Here is a 16,036-nt window from a genome sequence, read left to right as displayed (position 1 = left end):
TGAAACAGCCTATGCTTTGAACCCTTGGGATGAGTCCGGGTTTGTCCGGGTTTCTTCCTCTTGAACCCAGGTTTCGGCCTGCAAGACCCCGGGTTGCCCGGTGCCGATAATCCCCACGACCTGCACATCGCCGGTATCGGTGGGAGCGGCCACCTGAACACGCCGGATCAATGCGAAAAGGGCGACCGCAATACCGATAGCCGCCAGAAGAAACGGAAGACCGCGCCCGCCGAACAATGAGATAGAGTTCGGCCCCAGCATGGTTCCCACCAGCAGGCCGACATTCAGCAGCAGCACCATCGTGCCACTGGCGGGAACGATCTGAGACAGCTTGAGCTGATCATTGGCATGCGCCGTCAGGATCGAATACGCGGGATACAGCCCGATTGCGATCAGAACAAAACCATAGACGATATGAGACGGCGACGTATCGATGGCCATCCAAAGACTGGACAGAGTCGTAACGACACCCAGCCCGATTACCACATAGCGTCTGTCGGTGTGATCAGACAGCCAGCCGATCGGGTATTGCACCACCGCACCGGCGATCAGCGCCGCCACCAGCGCCCCTGACGCCTGCGCCGTCGTAAAGCCGTTTTGCAACGCATAAAGCGGCAACGAGATATAAGACGCCGCGACACCGATGCTGACCAGAACGATACCGATGACTGCGATGGGCGAAACCTTGTAAAGCACGGGAACCGACATGCGTTCCGGAGCGGCATATTCCGGCGCCTTGTTGCCCGACAGAAGAAGCGGCACGATCGAAAGCGAAATCAGGATGGAAACAAGCCCGAACAGCAGGTTCCCAGTGGGGTCGGGAAAGCCTACTATGGCGGTGCCAAGCGCCGGGCCGGCAAGCTGGATAATGAAATACAGCGACAGGACCTGAGCGCGCATGTTGTTCTCGGACTTCGCGTTCAGCCAGCTTTCGGTGATGACGTAAAGCCCCGGGTAACAAAATCCGCCCAACAGACGCATCACGCTCCAGCTGATCGCGTCGCTGGTCAGCAGATGCACGATGGCCGCAATCGAAACCAGCGAGGCGAGGGCCGAAAATGCCCGAATATGCCCGACATTTTCGACCAGCCTCGGGGCAAGTGCCGTCCCTGCAAGCGCACCCAGGGGATAGCTTGCCTGCATGACGGAAATCGTGAAGTCACTAAAGCCCAGACTGGCCCCCCGGATCGTCAGCAACGTCGCCAACAGACCGTTGGCAACCATCAGCATGAACATCCCAAGGAACAGTGCCCAGTTTTCGTTTAACGCGCGTATCATAGCGAACCGCTACTGATGCGGGGCGGGCCTGTATACAACTCCTACGACATCGGGATGTCGTTTGATGGAACTTCTCCGTTGCGGGCCACTATGTCGGATTCAACCGTCCCAAGGCCCATTGCAACTGGGTTTTCGGCTAAACGGATTGGCCTCTGTGCCCGCAGGAATTGCGGCTGAGTTACACGTCGCCTTGCATGATCCGGGCATAGATATCGGGATCCGTCACGCCTTCAGAGCCGATCGTCAAAACCCGAGACTGCGGCGTCAATCCAAGCTTCTGGAAAAGCTCGGGGTTATTGGCCGCTTCGATCAATGCGGCCAATCCGGCAACGCCGCTCTCTCCGGCTTCGATCGCCGGATCACTACCATGCGGACGCGCCAGGCGACGGACGGTGGGCGGTATCAGCTGATCGTCGATTGTCAGAAAGTCCGAGGCTTCGCTGCGCAAAACCTCCCACGCCATCGGTGACGGCACCCCGCAGGACAAACCCGCCATGATGGTCTCTTCATCGATATCTACGGACGCGGCTTGCCCCTGCCTTGCGCTTTCGAACAAACACGCCGCCAGATGCGGTTCCACGACCACGACGCGCGGCGCGGCATCACCCCAGGCCTGACGCAATGCTGCCGCAACTGCCGCGGCAAGCCCTCCAACTCCACCTTGCAGAAAGACATGCGTCGGTGCCGCGTCCATTACATCCACGACTTCTTTGACCATGACACCATAGCCCGACATCACGTCGCGCGGCGGGTCGGTGTAGCCTGGCCAGGATGTGTCCGAAACCACGAACCAGCCGTTCTTGTCAGCTTCCCGCCGACACTGATCCACCGAGGCGTCATAGTCTCCATAGATGCGCACGACGTCGGCCCCGAGTTCGCGCATGGCCTGCGCGCGGCCTTCACTGACTTCGGCGTGAATGTAGATCCGGCACGGCGCGCCGAACCGCTTGCACCCCCACGCGAGCGACCGACCGTGGTTGCCATCGGTTGCCGAAACAAGCGTGATACTGGCAACCATGTCGGCGCAGCGGCCAGTACGGATATCTTCCAATGACACGTCCTGACCGGTCCGGTGCGATATTTCGCGTTGCAGAACACGCAAGGCGGCAAAGGCCCCCCCCAAGGCCTTGAAACTTCCAAGACCAAACCGGGGAGCTTCATCCTTGTAGTGGACTTCCGCGACTCCGATCTCGGCTGCCAACGATGGCAAAGAATGCAGAGGCGTTGGGGCATACCCCTCCCATTGGGTGATTTCCCTTGCTGCGCGATCGAAATCCTGTTGTGTCAAAACGGTTTCGGCAGCGGGGCCAAAGCTCGGCCTGCCTGCCTGATGGGCGATGATTTCTGTCATGGTCGTGTATCCTGTCAGGGGGTCAGCGGCAGGCGCTGCCGTACCAGCTCTGCCCAGAGTTCTGCACCCAGCGGGAGCAGTGCGTCGTTGAAATCGTAATCAGCCGAGTGCAGCGGACGGCCGTTTGATCCTTCGGTCCCGTTGCCGATAAGCAGGAAACACCCGGGCACAACGGCGGCAAATTCAGCAAAATCTTCCGAGAAAGACATGGCAGAGCGGTCTCCGTCCACCTCAAGACCCATGGCCGAAGCCGCTGCAACGACATGCGATGCGGCATCGGCATCATTGTTTGCCTCGATGAATGCGGTACGGAAATCCACACTCACCTCGACGCCATGGCTTTCGGCCACACCGCCTGCGATCTGGCGCATGGTGCGTTTGATCAGCTTGCGGTCTGCCGGTGACATGGCCCGCGCGTCACCTTTCAGAACAGTACGCCCCGGAAGGACATTGCGCTGCCCGTCGGTGGTGAACTCGGTCACCGACACCACGGCGCCGGATGAAGGTGCAAGCTTTCGTGAAACGATGGTTTGCAGGGCCAATACAAGTTCCGCCGCAGGCGTGATCGTTTCGCGCCCGACATGGGGCATCGAGGCATGACCGCCTTGACCGGAAAGCGTGATTTCAAACAGGCTTTCACTGCAACAGATGACACCGGCGCGGGTGGAAACCCGCCCGACAGGCTCACCCGGAAGATTGTGCGCGCCGTAAACCTCATCAATCGGGAAGGTCCGCAAAACGCCCTCATCGATCATCGCTTTTGCCCCAAGCCCATGCTCTTCATTGGGCTGGAACAGAAAGACAACCGTGCCGTCAAACGTCGGATCCTTGGCCAGCAATTCGGCGGCCCCAAGCAGCATCACCGTGTGGCCATCATGTCCACAGGCATGCATGACACCTTCGTTCTGCGACTTGTGCGCAAACGTATTGACCTCAGTAATCGGGAGCGCGTCGAAATCCGCGCGCAGCCCAATGGCGCGATTGCCATTGCCCGCCTTCAAGACGCCCACGACACCGACCCCTTCAAACACCTCGATGCCCAGGTTGCGCAGATGCCCGGCAATCCGGTTCTTGGTCCAGACTTCCTGAAACCCAAGCTCGGGGTTGCGATGAAACTCATGGCGCAACGCACGCAGGCGTTCTGTCAATGCTGTCACGGCAAAACTTCCCCTTCGACGTGTTGCTTCACATGTGAGAAACAAGTTTATTGCAAGTGACCTGAAAAAAGGGCTCTAGTTATTGGCAAGCCATGCAAGTTTCTTTCACATGACGCAATTGGATGACTTCGACCGCGCGATCCTGCGGATTCTGCAACAAGACAACAGAACCACGCAGCACAAGATTGGCGAGGCCGTAAATCTGTCCGCACCCTCGGTGCAGCGCCGTATCCGCCGGATGGAGGCCGAGGGCGTGATACGAGCCAATGTGGCCGTCGTTGACCCGGCGGCCGTAGGTCTTCAACTTACCATCTTCGTTGAACTTGAACTGGTCAGTGAAACCCCGGACGAGATCGATGCCGTCAAGAAAACCCTGCTGAATGCTCCGGAAGTCCAGCAATGCTTTTACGTGACCGGAGAGGTTGATTTCATGGTTGTCGTGGTCGTCGAAAGCATGGCGGTTTACGAAGATTTCACCCGCAGGATGTTCTTTGAAAACGGCAATATTAGAAAGTTCAGAACCTTCGTTTCCATGGATACCATCAAATCCGGCAGTGCTTTGGGGTTCTGACCGGCACATGGTGCAACGACAGGACCGTCCAGACATGTCCGCGCAAGTCTGGACCATTCGGTTGGGTTGACAGGACTGCGAAGGCAAGTCCCGTCACGGGTCTCAACGCAATTTTTCCAACGTGTTTTCAACTACATTCCATTGCGCGGAATGACATGCGCTTTCTCTTCCTCAAAGATCAGCTCCTCCCCTGACCATGCCTTCAGGCGCGAGATCAAATGAAACTCGGTGGCCGTTGCCCGTTGTTCGGAATAGGTCCATATCCTGGCCGACCAGTCCTCACGGTCGAAACCGGCGGTCTGCTCCATCGTGGCAACAGCAGAAAGCGGGTCACCCGGATGGATTGAATATCTTCGATCCGACACGTCGCTGAGCACCGTCCCAATATCGTCCAGGCGGAAATCACCCACCGGCCCGAAGACGCCCCCGTCCAGAAAAAACCTGTGTGTCACCTTGCCATTGGTCAGGTCCGTGTGGACCGAGCGTTCCATCGAGCCCGAGCGCACCTTGGTCTTTCTTGCGGCCTCACCGGACGCCGATGGTTCCGGCAGCGGGCGGGGTTCGGTTGTGTCAACGCCTGGGTTGCGGATGGGCAAGTGCAACTGAGATTGACCCGGGCGGATTGTAAGTGTCACAGGTTCGGGGGCGGGCCAGAGTACCGGCCAGTAAGCCGAAGCGATCTGCAAAACGATGCGATGACCTGACGGAACCCGATATCCTGTTCCATACATCGAGACGGTAACAGCCATCTCTTCCCCGGGTGTGATCGGCGTGGGTTCTGTATCGCTGATCCGGTGGTTGAGGTTGCAGAATCCCCTGGCAATCAGCGTCTGCGCACCGTTCGGGGCTTCGTCCACCAGCAATACAACGACAAAGCCCTGAGTCTGATCTGCTGACACCTTCAGATCGACCAATGGTTGCCCCAGGATATCAAGTGCGTCTTCAAGTGGCGCCGCTTTGAACTGCAACGCGCCGGCGGCGTCGATCCGGCAATCTGCCGCCATGTCTCCGGGAATGGCGAAAGAGCACATATCACCTGCGGCCGCCCCAAAGCTTTGCGGCGAGCAAATCGCAAGCTCTGCCGCGGAAACGGGGTCTGCCTCAAGCGTCAGATGATTCAGCCACAGGGACGTGTTGGTGATATTCGGTGACGGCCAGCTCGGCTCTTCGACCCAGCGCCCCGTGCGTTCCAGATGCGTTCCGGTCGGCGCTGCGCTGTCTTGAAGGAAAAAACGCAAGGGTGGTTCGTCCATCAACCCTGTGTCTTTTCCCTTCAGCCAGTGATCCCAGAACCGGATGACCTCGCCGACGAAATCAGCCTTGGGGCCGGGCACCCCTTCATGCGGGTAAAGATGCGCCCAGGGCCCCATCAGGATCTTGACCGGTCCGCTGAGGTGTTCGGCAATGCGGAATGGGGTATCGCGGTATAGATCCATCCAGCCGCCGAAAAAGTAGACCGGTATATCCACGTCGGCATAGTTCTCGCAGATCGAACCGCGCCGCCACATCTCGTCATGGGTCTGGTGTTCCAGCCACATGGCCGGCCAGAACGCGGCGCCTTCCAACCGCTCGCGCCACATGTCAAGCCAGCGGTCCGGGCCGACAATCTCTGGGTCTGGTGGCATGGCGTTGTACAGCTGCATGATCGAGCCCCACCAGAAATTGTCGTTGGCCAGACATCCGCCGTAAAAGTGGATGTCCTCGCGCCACCGGTTGTCTGTGCCCATCACCGGTGCGATCGCCTTCAACGCCGCAGGGCGCGTCGCCGCCACTTGGAACGCGTTATATGCGCCCCAGCTTTTGCCGAACATTCCGACATTTCCATCGCACCAGTCCTGATCGGCGATCCACTGGATGAGGTCGTGACCGTCCTGAATCTCCTGATGCGAATACTCATCTTCGGAAACACCATCACTGTCGCCATAGCCTCGGATATCAACGCGGATCGACGCGTAACCGGCGGCGGCAAACTGCGGATGCATGCTTTCATCCCGCATGCGTGTCCTGTCCCGGCGGCGATAGGGGATGTATTCCACGATACAGGGCACAGGGGCGTTCTTCGCGCTTTCCGGCAGCCACAGGCGCGCCGCAAGTTTCGTGCCGTCAGGCAGCGGTATCCAAACAGTCTCGATGACCTCAATATTGCTCATGTCCGGTCCTTTTCGTTCGGGCGCATAAGGGGTTTCATGCCGTGCGGGCAATCGGCTGTACGTGTTCAACGCATTCTCAGATGGCGTCACCACCGAAGGCCTAGGCGCAGCGCGTCATAGACTGCCGCGTGTATGTTGCGCGAAGAAACGGCGTCTCCGATCCGGTAAAGATCAAAACCGGCATTCGGGTTCACCTGCGGAAACACGTCACCCGAATTGGCGACAAGAGCGTCGTGATCCACACGGCCACGATTTCGCGAAAGCGGCTTGAGTTGGAAATAGAGATCATCCAGAGGCAAGGTGCCCTGATTGACAATGACCTGATCATACACGCGCTTTTCAACAAGTTTCGAGTAATCCGTTCCAATCGCCGCTTCCAGTTGATTGCCTGAGCGAACCAGCGATTTCAGCGTTCGGGTAACGGTGAACACCGCCCCCGTTTTTTGCAGCGCACGCATATATGGCACCAGATTCATGCCCATGATCTCGGGCGCAAAGCTGCGGTCGCGGGTCATGATCTCAACCCGCGCACCGGACCCGGCGATGACCTCGGCCGCCATCAGGGCCGGGTGGTCGCCCGCATCATCGTAGATCAGGACATTTTCGCCCGGTTGCACGTCTGCCGACAGGATGTCCCAGGCCGAAACCGCCAGATCGTTGCCGGTTTCCAATATTGTCGTCTCGGGCAAGCCTCCGGTTGCAATCACGACCATATCCGGGGCAAAGGTTGTTACGTTCTCCGCCTCTGCAAACGTGTTGAACTGAAACCTGACGTCGCGCGCAGCACATTGCGCCATGCGCCAGTCGATGATCCCGATCATCTCGGCCCGGCGTCGGGATTGCGCGGCCAGACGCACCTGACCTCCGGGTTCAGGGGCCGCTTCCAGAACGGTAACGTCATGCCCGCGCTCTGCCGCGACCCGCGCGGCTTCAAGCCCTCCGGGCCCTGCGCCGACGACGACCGCCCGGCGGCGGGATTTGGCTGCGGGGATCACATGCGGCATCGACAATTCGCGCCCGGTAGCGGGGTTGTGAATGCAAAGGGCTTCACCCGCCTGATAAATTCGGTCCAGGCAGTAGGTTGCACCGACGCAGGGGCGGATGTCATCCTCCTGACCGGCCCGGATCTTGGACACGATCATCGGGTCGGCCATATGCGCGCGGGTCATGCCGACCATATCCAACAACCCCGAGGCCACGGCATGTCGTGCGGTTGCCACATCGGGAATGCGCGATGCATGAAAGGTCGGCATCCCGATTTCGGCTCGTACGCGCCCGGCAAAATCCAGATGAGGCGCACTTTTCATGCCCTGTACCGGGATCACATCCGTCATGGCCGGATCCGTATGAATGCGCCCGCGGATGACGTTCAGGAAATCGACCTGACCGCTGTCGCGCAGCCTTCGGGCGATTTCCAGCCCGTCTTCTTCGGTGATGCCGCCTTTTTCGACTTCATCCGCGGTATAGCGGACGCCAACGATGAAATCCTGCCCGACACGGTTGCGGATTGCATCCAGAACCATGAAGCCGAACCGCAACCGATTGTCGAAACTGCCGCCATAGGGCGCGTCCATCGTATTGGTGAGTGGTGACCAGAACTGATCGATCAGGTGGCCATAGGCTTGCAATTCGATTCCGTCGAGACCCGCGGCCTTCATACGCTCGGCTGCATCGGCGTAGTCGCTTACGATCCGTTCGACATCATGGTCTTCCATCTTCTTGGCAAAGGCCCGGTGGGCCGGTTCACGATAATGCGAAGAAGAGACCGACGGCAGCCAATCGCCCTTGTTCCAACCCGTGCGCCGCCCCAGATGGGTCAACTGGATCATGACCGCGCAACCATGAGCATGGCAGGCATCCGTCAATTCAGCCATCCAGCGCACCACCTCGTCCTTGTAGGCAAGGATGTTGTTGAACACCGGTGGGCTGTCGCGACTGACGGTGGCGGAACCCGCCGTCATGGTCATCGCGACCCCAGCTTTCGCGCGCATCTCATGATAGGCGCGGTAACGCTCTTTCGGCATACCGTCTTCGGGGTAGGCGGGTTCATGACTGGTCGTCATGATCCTGTTCTTCAGCGTCAGATGCTTCAGCTGATAGGGTTGCAGCAGCACATCGCGGGTCATGACCACCCGTCCTTTGTTGGAACCATTGACGTCAGTCGACCAACTTCGCTGTCCTGCATCGGACATGCAAAAAGCAGTGTTTCGGCAGTGCCGGGTGGCATATGGCGCTCCGATATTGGGGCGAGCGGAGAAGCTCTTGACCGATTGAAAGCAGACTGGGAAACCTCCGTCAAACGCCTTGTGAACCAAGGCCGTCATGTTTTACCGAATGCGTTGGCCGAGGTGGGTAAGACAGGAAGGAAAAGGCATCAGTGAAAACGACCTGTCCGCAAGGCGCTGGCAACCGCTTATCCCGTCGCCGCGCACCGGACATAAGCGTGCTGTTAGGCTGAAAACTCCCGCGCGGCAGGCTGGCAATTTTTCGATGATTGAAGGTCTGGGCTGGCGGTTGGCGTCGTTTCGCTCTATCGCCCAACTGGAACATACCTTTCGTGACAGGAGACAGCAGTCGTGACCATCGCTCGGATCGAGACCGGCAAGCGCATGAGCCGCATCGTCAAACATAACGGAACCGCCTATCTGTGCGGTCAGGTTTCCGATGCCGCAACCGTTGCCTATCAAACCCGTGACATCCTTGCCAAGATCGAGGACCTTCTGGCCAAGGCTGGCAGCGACAAGACGCGTATCCTGCAATGCGTGATCTGGCTGTCGGACATGGCCGACTTTGCCGAAATGAACGCGGTCTGGGATGCCTGGGTGCCAGAGGGCCACGCCCCGGCCCGCGCCTGCGGCGAGGCGAAACTGGCCCGTGATGTTCTGAAGGTCGAGATGATCGTTACCGCAGCCTGCGATTGATCCGCCCGGCCTTGCGCCGTGTGCTGATTTCAGGCGTGGGCGGGTTTGGGTCTGGGAAACAAGACGTCCTGCCCGCGTTCCTACTGTACCTGAGAATGTACCTTTACCAGAGTTTCCAGAAACAGCTTGGCCACGCGTGTTGGCGCAGGTTGTTTTCTGGCCACGGCCGCGAAACGGGTTCTGTATTTGATCTCTTTGGGCAGAACCTTTTTCATAAGCCCATGTTCGACAAATTCCTGCGCCAGATGATCGGGAAGAAACCCAAGGTAGCGACCTGAAAGTATCAGAATGACAAGGGCTTGTTCGTTCTGCACTTTGGCCGCACGTCGAAACCCCAGTTGTTGACCAACGATGAGGTTCGGAGAGTTCACGTGCAGGCCGGCGTAGTTGAACTTGCGAAGAACACTCAGTTTCAACTCTGGATCCGAGCGGTCAAACAGGGGGTGTTCCTGCCCACAGTACAAATACATGTTTTCCCCGTAGAGCGGCGTGTATTCCAGGCTTGCCGATGGTCTGTGCAAAGCGATGATACCGACATCCATTTGCCCGCTGATGACCATTGTTTCGATCACGTTGGGGGGTTCCAGCGACAGTTCGATGTGAACCGCCGGTGCGGCCTCATTGAACTTGTGAATGGTGCGGGCAAGTTGGGCTTCCGGGTTGGTCGTACATTGATCGAACAGAGCCACGCGAATGCTGCCGGCCAGTTGTTGTTTGACTTCGTTGACCTCGGTTCTGAACTGCGCCACGGAAATAAGCAGGTCTTCTGCCGCGGCCAGCACCTTTTCGCCGTCTTCCGTCAGTGAAAACCCTGCCGGCCCCCGGTTGCACAGCTTTAGGCCAAGCCTCAGTTCCAGGTCAGACAAGTGTTTCGAGATCGTCGATTTGCCGATGTTCAGCTCGATCTCGGCGGCCGTGATGCCACCACTTTCCGCGACGGTTTTGAACACGCGCAGCAGACGGATGTCCGTGTCGCCGATCCGGGTATCAAGTTTGTTCTGTCTCATATCGTATGTTTGAAATTTATGAAACCTTTCGCGCAAATATTAACAACGACGAAACCAAGTTGGCAAGTTAGCTTCGTGTCGCCGAGGTAGAATCGGACTGGCCACCTTCTCCCCAGGTCAGCGCGCACCTCGAAACACGACATATGGGAGGAAATCCATGTCATTTATCAAAAAGCTTGGCACTTTCAGCGCAGCCGTTTCCGTTGCCGCACTGATGGTTGCAGGCACGGCCGAGGCGAAGAACTTCAAGATCGCTGTCGGCGACAGCGCGGGCAGCGCACAAGAGGCGCTGGGGCTCGCGTTCGTAAAAGCGCTCGAAGAAAAATCAGGTGGTGAGCACACCGCGACACTGTTTCTCAACGGTCAGCTCGGTTCCGAGCAGGACACTGTGAACGAGGCGGCGATCGGCACGCTGGATATGTCGCTGCTGGCGATCAACAACATCACGCCGTTCTCGCCTTCGGTCGGTGTTTTCACACTGCCTTACGTGATCCTCAGCCTGGAAGATGCCGAAAAACTGACCCAGGGTCCAATCGGTCAGGAACTGGTCGAAAACACCATCCGTGATGCCGGTGTGCGCATCATCGGCTGGACCTATACCGGTTTCCGCCGTCTGACGAACTCGAAGAAGCCGGTCAAATCGGTTGCGGATTTGCAGGACCTGATCATTCGCGTTCCCAAAAACGAAATCATGATCGAAACCTACAAGGCATGGGGCATCAACCCGACCCCGATGGCCTGGTCGGAAACCTTCACCGGCCTGCAGACCAAAGTGGTTGACGGTCAGGACAACCCTTACCTGACGATCAATGCGATGAAGTTCTACGAGGTTCAGAACCACGTCACCAACCTGCGTTACATCTTCTCGATCGAACCGCTGATCATCTCGGAAGCCGTGTTCCAGGACCTGTCCGAAGAGGAACAGCAGATGATCCTGGAAGCAGGGCAGGAAGCCACTCAGGTCTCGGCCCAGTTCCTGCGGGACTCGGAAGCAGCCATCAAGGAAGAGCTGACGGCCAAGGGGATGGAAATCATCGACCCCGAGAACGACGAAGCCGAGTTCATTCAACTGGCGACCGAAGCTGTATGGCCGCAATTCTACGAGTCCATTGGTGGTGTCGAGAAACTGAATGCAGTTCTTGAAGCCATCGGCCGCGAGCCGGTCCAGCAATAATCGTCGCACGGCGATACCGGGAAGAGCGCTGCGGCGCTCTTCTCACTTCAGGGAGGAGTGAAACCACATGTTCTGGAAATTTCTGGACAACATAGAAAGTGTCATCTGCCGGATCCTCTTATCCGGCTTCGTCTGCCTTTTGTTCGTGCAGATCATCGCGCGCGAGGTCTTCGGCTTTTCGGTCAGCTGGATCGAGGAACTCTCGGTCTACATGTTCGTCTGGTTCGTCTATTTCGGCGCAAGTTACGCCGCTCTGAAAGGTGCGCATAACCGCGTGACATTCCAGTTCAAGTTCCTGCCCGATGGGTCGATCAAATACATCGAAGCCTTCGCCGATCTCTTCTGGCTCTTCTTCAATGTCTACTTCCTGTATCTGGCGACTGATTTTGTCTTCAACAAGATGAACAAGTTCTGGAAATCCCAGACCCTGGGTATCGAGATGAAGTACGTCTACATGGTGCTGCCCATCGCGTTTGCGCTGATGACCGTCCGCATCATTCAGGTGAATTACCGCCGCCTTATCAAGGGCGAGGATATTCACGATCCCGATCAGATCGACCTCGACGAAATCAAAGCTGCGACTGAAGCAGCAAAGAAATCCTAAGGGCAGGGGGATAAACCATGGAATCCGAAATCGTCACAATCCTGTTTGGGTCTTTCCTGTTTCTGCTGCTCATTGGCGCGCCGATCACTGTGGCGCTGGGTGTGGCATCGCTGGTCTCATTCCTTTACCTGGACGAGAACCCGATCAAATTCGTGCAGATCGCCTTTACCTCGGTGGGTGCTTTCCCCCTGATGGCGTTGCCTGCCTTCATTCTTGCCGGGGCCCTGATGGAGGCCGCCGGTATCTCGAAACGCCTGATCAATGTTGCTGAAAGTCTGGCTGGTCCATTCACCGGCGGTATTTCGGCTGCAACGGTTATGGCCTGTCTGTTCTTTGGCGCCATTTCGGGCTCGGGCCCGGCAACAACCGCGGCCGTTGGGATGCTGATGATCCCTGCGATGATCGACCGCGGCTATGAGCGCGGCTATGCCTCGGCGATCACTGCGTCCTCTGGCGGCCTCGGGATTATCATTCCTCCCTCCATCCCGATGGTGATCTTCGGCATTGCCGCGCTCGGCATGGCGCCGCCGCCGGAAGCCGTGGAAAAGTTCGGAACCTTTCAGTCGGTTTCGATCTCGAAACTGTTCATTGCCGGATTCGTCCCGGCCTTCCTGATCGCCACCAGCCTGCTGATCCTGAACTTCTTCATGTCGAAAAAGCGCGGCTACAAGGGCGTTTCCGAAGGTTGGTCGATCCGTCACGTGGGCTGCGAAATGTATCGCGGTTTCTGGTCGCTGATGGCGCCGCTGGTGATCTTGGGCGGTATTTATACCGGCTTCTTCACCCCGACCGAGGCGGCAATCGTGGCGATTTTCTACACCCTGTTCGTGGGCGTGGTTATCTACCGCGAACTGACCTGGCAGTCGCTGTTCCAGTCGCTTGAAGCCACCACCTGGCTGACTGGGCGTGTTCTGCTGATCCTGTTCACCGCGACCGTGTTTGGCCGACTGCTGGTGGAAAACCAGATCCCGGCAATCATCGCGGATTCGATGCTCAGCTTCACAGACAACCTCTATGTCATCTGGACGCTGATCATCTTTTTCCTGCTGTTCGTCGGCATGTTCATGGAGACGCTGGCCACCATCCTGATCCTGGTTCCGGTGATGCTGCCGGTGGCTTATTCGGTGGGTATCGATCCGATCCACTTTGGCGTGGTGATGGTCTGCACGCTGGGTATCGGTTTCCAGACTCCACCACTGGGCGAAAACCTGTTCATCGCCTCGGGTATCTCGAACATCACGATCGAACAGATCTCATTGCGTGCGCTGCCTTTTGCGGCCGCCAACACGATTGCGATCTTCATCATCGCCTTCTTCCCTGAACTGTCGCTGTGGCTCCCACGGCTGTTTGGCTACTGATCTGAAAGGATGACGACATGAAACAGATGGTCACAAACATCCTCTTTGCCACTGACCTGTCCGAAAACTCGGGTCACGCCATGCGCCATGCCGCCAGCATCGCGCAGGCCACGGGGGCCGAAATTCACGTGCTACATGTGAATGAGCCACTGTCGGACGATGCCAAGATCACGATGGAGATCTTCATCCTGAATGAAGAAACCCGCAAGACCGCGATCGAGCGTCGTCACGAGATGGTGCGCAAGGTACTGGCCGAACGACAAGCCAAATTCTGGGCGCAGTTCGACGGCGACGATGGAAAAATTCGCGATCAGATCACCTCGGTCGAGGTCACCGATGGTCACCCGGCCGAAGTGATCCTGCGCCGCTCGGTCGAACTGGGCTGTGATCTGATCGTGCTGGGTGCGCATGATCACGGCTTTTCGCATACGTTTCTGGGCACCGTCGCAAAACGCGTTTTGCGGCGCTCCAAGATACCGACACTGATCGTTCCGAACCCGGACGAAACGTAACAACCCCACTGACAAGGAAGTACAAAATGAGCAAAACTCTGACCGCGCAGGACCTGGCGGACACGTTTGACGCGTTCAACCGCCATGACATCGACGGCGTAATGACCCACTTCGCCGACGACTGCGTGTTCTACACCGTGGCTGGTGACGAGAAATACGGCAACAAGGTTGAAGGTGCCGAAGCCATAGCCGCCGCGTTTTCAGGCGTCTGGGCAGGCATGAAAGACGCCCATTGGGACCATCACAGCCATTTTGTCCACGGTGATCGTGCCGTGTCCGAGTGGACCTTCTCAGGAACCGACGCAAACGGTATGCGGATCGAAGCTGAAGGTGCGGATCTGTTCACCGTTCGTGACGGTAAAATCGTCGTAAAACAGGCGCTTCGAAAGACGCGTCCAATGTTCAAAGCCTGATCCGCCGCCCTGCGCGCAGCCTCGGAGAAAAACAAGAATGGTGGATAACAGCATCCCGCGTCACTGGCCCAAGGCCAGCTATGACCCGAAATATGACCCGATCATAGATGCGGGTCCGGGTCACAATCGCGACCACGCGCCCACATATTGGATTGGAACGGCCGGAACACCTCCGGCCGATGATGGACCTGTGTCCAGCGATATGGATGCGGATGTGGTGGTGATCGGGTCGGGGTATACCGGCCTGTCCACCGCCATTCATCTTGCCAAGGAACACGGCATTCAAGCCGTTGTTTTAGAAGCAAATACAGTCTCTTGGGGCTGCTCCACCCGCAATGGCGGGCAGGCGCAGATCTCGTCCGGACGGCTGAAACGGTCGCAATGGATTCAGCGCTGGGGCACGGACGTGGCCAAGCGCATGCATGCCGAGGTCACAGAAGCGTTTCAGCTGTTCAACGATCTGATTGCGTCGGACGATATCGATTGCGACCCGCAGCCAGGCGGCCACTACTACATCGCGCATCGCGACAAGGTCATGCCCTCCCTCAAGAAAGAAAGCAAGCTGCTCAACGACGTGTTCGGCTATGGTTCGCGGATTCTCTCTCGGGAAGAACTTCACGAAAAGCACGTGCGCGATATGGAGGCCGCAGGTGCCATGTGGGAACCTGACGGGACCTGCATCCATGCGGGTAAACTGGCCTTCGGCTACGTCAACATGGCGCGCCGTCTGGGGGTGAAAATTCACACCGGCAGCCCGGTCATGGGATGGCAGACGAAGAACGGCGTGCATCACCTGCGCACACCGGGCGGCATCGTCCGCGCCAAAACGGTGGCCTTGGCAACCGCGGGCTATACTCCGCCGGGTCTGAACACGCGCACAAAGCACCGCCTTATGCCCATCCTGTCCAACTCGATGGTGACACGGCCGCTTACCCAGGCCGAACTGGATGAGTGTGGCATTCAGACCAAATCCCCCCTGACCGACACGCGTACGCTGCGCCACTATTACCGCCTGCTGCCGGACAATCGGATGCAGATCGGCAGCCGCAGCGCGGTGACAGGGCGTGATGCCGAGAACGAAAAACATCTGGAGCTACTGAAAAAGGGTCTCGCCCGAAAGTTCCCGGCGCTGACGGATATCAACCTCGACTACTCGTGGTGGGGCTGGGTCGATGTCAGCCATGATATGATGCCGCGTATCTTCCAGCCGGACCCGCAACAGCGCGTGTTCTACGCGATGGGATACGGTGGCAACGGCGTGATGTACTCGGCTCAGGCCGGGCGTCGTATGGCACAGCTGATCGCGGGTAAGAAAGACAAGGCGTTTGAACTACCGATCTTCACGTCCCCGCTGCCCAGCCACGGCATTCTGACGCCTTTCCGCCGACTGGGACAGCGCATGGCGTATGTCGGCTACTACCTCAAAGACGAAATACTGTAACTCACAGGGGCTTCGGCGCCCTGAAAGGATAAGGAAACACTCACATGAAAATGACGACGGAAGAGGCCTTTGTTAAGGTTTTGCAGATGCACGGGATTG

Annotated in this window: 14 protein-coding genes; 8 read left to right on the top strand and 6 right to left on the bottom strand. The window is 57.9% G+C overall.

Annotated elements, in window-relative coordinates; translation table 11 throughout:
- Positions 1-9: 9 nt before the first annotated feature.
- The 3 genes from I9184_RS15040 to I9184_RS15030 form a co-directional block, all read right to left on the bottom strand.
- On the bottom strand, positions 10-1,278 hold the full coding sequence (locus tag I9184_RS15040; RefSeq protein ID WP_171636305.1) for an MFS transporter: 1,269 nt from the start codon (positions 1,276-1,278) through the stop codon (positions 10-12).
- A gap of 178 nt (positions 1,279-1,456) precedes the next feature.
- On the bottom strand, positions 1,457-2,629 hold the full coding sequence (locus I9184_RS15035) for a diaminopropionate ammonia-lyase (protein WP_209835037.1): 1,173 nt from the start codon (positions 2,627-2,629) through the stop codon (positions 1,457-1,459).
- Between the two features lie 14 nt (positions 2,630-2,643).
- Positions 2,644-3,786 (bottom strand): amidohydrolase, encoded by a 1,143-nt coding sequence (locus I9184_RS15030; protein ID WP_209835036.1) that lies wholly within the window; start codon positions 3,784-3,786, stop codon positions 2,644-2,646.
- A 109-nt stretch (positions 3,787-3,895) separates the two neighbouring features.
- On the opposite strand from I9184_RS15030, the gene I9184_RS15025 reads away from it, so the two are divergent.
- Entirely contained in the window at positions 3,896-4,357 is a 462-nt protein-coding gene (locus I9184_RS15025) for an Lrp/AsnC family transcriptional regulator (RefSeq protein ID WP_171636299.1), read from the top strand.
- A gap of 131 nt (positions 4,358-4,488) precedes the next feature.
- On the opposite strand, the gene I9184_RS15020 is transcribed toward I9184_RS15025, so the two are convergent.
- On the bottom strand, positions 4,489-6,507 hold the full coding sequence (locus I9184_RS15020; RefSeq protein ID WP_209835035.1) for a CocE/NonD family hydrolase: 2,019 nt from the start codon (positions 6,505-6,507) through the stop codon (positions 4,489-4,491).
- A gap of 86 nt (positions 6,508-6,593) precedes the next feature.
- Positions 6,594-8,633 carry an NADH:flavin oxidoreductase gene (locus I9184_RS15015; protein WP_171636295.1) on the bottom strand — a complete coding sequence of 680 codons (2,040 nt, stop codon included), beginning with the start codon at positions 8,631-8,633 and terminating at the stop codon, positions 6,594-6,596.
- 450 nt (positions 8,634-9,083) lie between these two features.
- Between I9184_RS15015 and I9184_RS15010 the strand changes: the two genes are divergently transcribed.
- Positions 9,084-9,428 (top strand): RidA family protein, encoded by a 345-nt coding sequence (locus I9184_RS15010; protein WP_209835034.1) that lies wholly within the window; start codon positions 9,084-9,086, stop codon positions 9,426-9,428.
- Positions 9,429-9,508: 80 nt separating this feature from the next.
- On the opposite strand, the gene I9184_RS15005 is transcribed toward I9184_RS15010, so the two are convergent.
- Positions 9,509-10,435: a LysR family transcriptional regulator gene (locus tag I9184_RS15005; protein WP_209835033.1), complete on the bottom strand. Its 927-nt coding sequence runs from the start codon at positions 10,433-10,435 to the stop codon at positions 9,509-9,511.
- Between the two features lie 157 nt (positions 10,436-10,592).
- Here I9184_RS15005 and I9184_RS15000 point away from each other — a divergent pair, with 157 nt between their 5' ends.
- From I9184_RS15000 to I9184_RS14975, 6 genes are all read left to right on the top strand, one after another.
- Complete coding sequence (locus I9184_RS15000) at positions 10,593-11,609, top strand: TRAP transporter substrate-binding protein (protein WP_171636290.1); 1,017 nt, start codon at positions 10,593-10,595, stop codon at positions 11,607-11,609.
- Positions 11,610-11,676: 67 nt separating this feature from the next.
- Positions 11,677-12,213, top strand: coding sequence for a TRAP transporter small permease (locus I9184_RS14995; RefSeq protein WP_171636288.1), 537 nt, complete (start codon positions 11,677-11,679; stop codon positions 12,211-12,213).
- A 17-nt stretch (positions 12,214-12,230) separates the two neighbouring features.
- A complete protein-coding gene (locus I9184_RS14990) occupies positions 12,231-13,571 on the top strand; it encodes a TRAP transporter large permease (RefSeq protein WP_171117920.1) in 1,341 nt (446 codons plus the stop codon).
- Positions 13,572-13,588: 17 nt separating this feature from the next.
- The gene (locus I9184_RS14985) at positions 13,589-14,083 is read left to right on the top strand and encodes a universal stress protein (RefSeq protein WP_171636286.1); all 495 of its coding nucleotides are present in this window, start codon (positions 13,589-13,591) and stop codon (positions 14,081-14,083) included.
- 26 nt (positions 14,084-14,109) lie between these two features.
- Entirely contained in the window at positions 14,110-14,496 is a 387-nt protein-coding gene (locus tag I9184_RS14980) for a nuclear transport factor 2 family protein (RefSeq protein ID WP_209835032.1), read from the top strand.
- A gap of 37 nt (positions 14,497-14,533) precedes the next feature.
- Positions 14,534-15,937: an FAD-binding oxidoreductase gene (locus I9184_RS14975; protein ID WP_171636284.1), complete on the top strand. Its 1,404-nt coding sequence runs from the start codon at positions 14,534-14,536 to the stop codon at positions 15,935-15,937.
- Positions 15,938-16,036 lie beyond the last annotated feature (99 nt).

The organism is Ruegeria sp. HKCCE3926, assembly GCF_017872515.1.
Taxonomy (GTDB): Bacteria; Pseudomonadota; Alphaproteobacteria; order Rhodobacterales; family Rhodobacteraceae; genus Ruegeria.
This window is presented reverse-complemented; position numbering and strand designations above follow the sequence as displayed.

Excerpts from the sequence above, each read along its gene's own strand:
- I9184_RS15025 (WP_171636299.1), top strand. The coding sequence starts at position 3,896 with ATGACGCAATTGGATGACTTCGACCGCGCGATCCTGCGGATTCTGCAA.
- I9184_RS15005 (WP_209835033.1), bottom strand. The coding sequence starts at position 10,435 with ATGAGACAGAACAAACTTGATACCCGGATCGGCGACACGGACATCCGT.
- I9184_RS14980 (WP_209835032.1), top strand. The coding sequence starts at position 14,110 with ATGAGCAAAACTCTGACCGCGCAGGACCTGGCGGACACGTTTGACGCG.
- I9184_RS15000 (WP_171636290.1), top strand. The coding sequence starts at position 10,593 with ATGTCATTTATCAAAAAGCTTGGCACTTTCAGCGCAGCCGTTTCCGTT.
- I9184_RS15020 (WP_209835035.1), bottom strand. The coding sequence starts at position 6,507 with ATGAGCAATATTGAGGTCATCGAGACTGTTTGGATACCGCTGCCTGAC.
- I9184_RS14975 (WP_171636284.1), top strand. The coding sequence starts at position 14,534 with ATGGTGGATAACAGCATCCCGCGTCACTGGCCCAAGGCCAGCTATGAC.
- I9184_RS15035 (WP_209835037.1), bottom strand. The coding sequence starts at position 2,629 with ATGACAGAAATCATCGCCCATCAGGCAGGCAGGCCGAGCTTTGGCCCC.
- I9184_RS14985 (WP_171636286.1), top strand. The coding sequence starts at position 13,589 with ATGAAACAGATGGTCACAAACATCCTCTTTGCCACTGACCTGTCCGAA.
- I9184_RS15040 (WP_171636305.1), bottom strand. The coding sequence starts at position 1,278 with ATGATACGCGCGTTAAACGAAAACTGGGCACTGTTCCTTGGGATGTTC.
- I9184_RS14990 (WP_171117920.1), top strand. The coding sequence starts at position 12,231 with ATGGAATCCGAAATCGTCACAATCCTGTTTGGGTCTTTCCTGTTTCTG.
- I9184_RS15015 (WP_171636295.1), bottom strand. The coding sequence starts at position 8,633 with ATGACCCGCGATGTGCTGCTGCAACCCTATCAGCTGAAGCATCTGACG.
- I9184_RS14995 (WP_171636288.1), top strand. The coding sequence starts at position 11,677 with ATGTTCTGGAAATTTCTGGACAACATAGAAAGTGTCATCTGCCGGATC.